At 72.9% G+C, this 2,413-nt stretch carries 3 protein-coding genes; 1 reads left to right on the top strand and 2 read right to left on the bottom strand.

Annotated features, from left to right (window positions below):
• Window positions 1-1,162: MFS transporter (locus AC13HU_RS35730; protein WP_483046156.1), on the bottom strand; the 1,162-nt coding region annotated here is incomplete at its 3' end.
• A gap of 93 nt (window positions 1,163-1,255) precedes the next feature.
• Window positions 1,256-1,645, bottom strand: coding sequence for a VOC family protein (locus tag AC13HU_RS35725; protein ID WP_483046157.1), 390 nt, complete (start codon window positions 1,643-1,645; stop codon window positions 1,256-1,258).
• 179 nt (window positions 1,646-1,824) lie between these two features.
• Between AC13HU_RS35725 and AC13HU_RS35720 the strand changes: the two genes are divergently transcribed.
• Window positions 1,825-2,413, top strand: a 589-nt coding sequence (locus AC13HU_RS35720; protein ID WP_483046155.1) for a PadR family transcriptional regulator, incomplete at its 3' end; no start/stop codon positions are given.

Genomic DNA, 2,413 nt, shown 5'->3' with positions numbered 1-2,413 from the left:
GGGCGGCGGGGTGGAGGGCGGCGCCGCGGGCAGCCAGCACCGTGGTGAGGAGGGCGGCGGGGGTGCGGTCCTGGAACAGCGTGAAGGACAGCGCGGTGAAGGGCCCGTAGATCAGGCCGCCGAGGGCGAAGCAGGTGATGGTGACGGGGGCCGGCGCGCCCAGGCCGAAGGGTACGAGCGTCAGGCCCCAGCCGGCGACGATGCCGAGGGTGACCGGCCACAGCGGGAGCTTGCGCAGGGCGCCCGTACACAGGGCGCCGAGGACCGCGCCCGCGCCGAAGAGCGTCCAGTACAGGCCGAGCAGGCGCGCGCCGGCGTGCAGATCGCCGGTGACGTGCAGGGGGAGGGCGACCTCGACCGGGCCGTAGAGGAAGTTGAAGAACCAGGTCAGGGCGAGGATGCCGAGCAGTTCCGGCTGCCCGCGCAGCAGTCGCCGGCCGGCTGCCGCCTGATCGGTGTCGACGGGTGCGGCCGAGGCGGCGGTGGCCGTAACGTCCCCCGCGTCTCCCGGGGGCGCCGTCCTTACCCCGGCGGCCCGCTTCTCCGTGCCGAGCCGGCCCGCCCGCACGGCCAGGACGGCGAACGACACGGCGTCCAGTCCGATGATCCACGCCGGACTCACGGCCGCCGCCAGGAACCCGGCGAGCGCGGGCCCCACGATCATCGACGCCGAACCGCTGGAGCTGACCAGCGCGTTCGCGGCGAGCCGCTGTCGCGGCGGCAGCACCCGGGCGAGTAGCGCGTACTTTCCCGCGCCTCCCCACGCGTGCAGCACCGACGAGCCGGCCAGCAGCGCGATGTACACGGCCGGACGCAGCGCACCCAGCGCCCAGGCGAGCGGGACGCAGCCCAGCGCCGCCGCACGCAGCCAGCTGTCGGCGGCCAGCAGCCGCACGGCGGGCAGCCGGCGCAGCCACCGGCCGAGGAGCAGCGCCCCGGCCACCCCGGGCAGCGCGTACGCGGCCACCGCGGCGCCCACCAGCAACCCGGCCCGCCCGGGCGGCGCGATCGCGATCGCGGTCCAGGCCACGGCGACCATGCTCATCCCGTCGCCGAGGTCGCAGGCCGCCAGCGCGGGCAGCAGTCGCCGGAAGTCGCGCTGCGCGAATAGCGGGCGGTACGCCGGCGGCAGCAGCCGCAAGGGCGAGGGGAAGGAAGCCACCGGGACAGGCTGGCCCCTCAAGCCTGCTTGAGGTCAAGCGCGGCGAGAACGGCGGGGGAGCCGACGACCTTCGGGTTCGGGCGGGGAGGTCGGTCAGTTGAGGTAGTCCGCGCGTCCCTCGTCATCGAGTTCGAAGGGGCCTTCGGGGATGACACAGAATTCATTGCCCTCGGGATCCGCCATCACCAGGAACCCGCCGGCGTAGTACTCCTCCAGCCGGCGCCCGCCGAGCGCCTCGACACGCTGCTGCTCGACGGGCGGGTTCGGTGAGCTGATGTCGAAGTGGATGCGGTTCTTCACCGACTTGGGCTCGCCGGTTCGCTGGAAGCCCAGGCTCAGGCCGTTCTCGCGCCGCAGCCATACGTAGGGTCCCATCCGGGCCACGACTGGCCGGCCGAGCACCTCGGACCAGAACGCGGCAAGCCGTTCAGGGTCAGCGGCATCAAGGATGAGGGCATTGATCTGCGCAGGTGAGTCAGCCATGCCGTGATCCTCGCATGGCGCGCAGGGCTGCCCGGCGTCGGTCGCCACACGCACGGTGCTCGGCGGTCGAATTTCGCTGAGACGGGACACGCGGCGGAAGACCCCGAGGGTTGCCGAACGATGGATTCCGATATATCGTTGAAGTGTCGCGAACGATCAACGATGGAAGGAGCGACATCATGCGTTCCCAAGGACCACATGCACACGGACACGGAAACTGCGGACCTGGACATCACGGGTGGGGCGAGCGAGAGGGGTCGCGGGCGGCATTCGGGCCGTTCGGGCCGCCCTTCGGCGGCGGGCCGTTCGGGCCCGGCGGCCGGGGCCGCGGCGGACCGCGCGGACGCGCCCGGCGCGGCGACGTACGCGCGTCGATCCTGGCGCTGCTCACCGACCGCCCGATGCACGGCTACGAGATGATCCAGGAGATCGCCGAGCGCAGCGGCGGCGCGTGGCGGCCGAGCCCCGGCTCGGTCTACCCGACGCTGCAACTGCTGGAGGACGAGGGCCTGATCGGCAGCGAGAGCGAGGGCGGCAAGAAGCTGTTCACGCTCACGGACGCCGGCCGGGTCGAGGCCGAGGCGGGTCCCGACGCGCCCTGGGAGGACGCCGAACGCGGCGTCGACTGGGACGCGCTCAACGAGATCAGGAAGGCCGGCGGGGGCCTGATCGAGGCGTTCCGCCAGGTCTGGGCGACGGGCACACCGGAGCAGCGCGACAAGGCGCTGACCGTGGTGAACGACGCGCGGAAGAAGCTGTACCTGATCC

Source organism: Streptomyces sp. NH27 (assembly GCF_056859195.1).
Note: the sequence above shows the minus strand (reverse complement) of the source record. Positions and strands in the feature narration are given on the sequence as shown.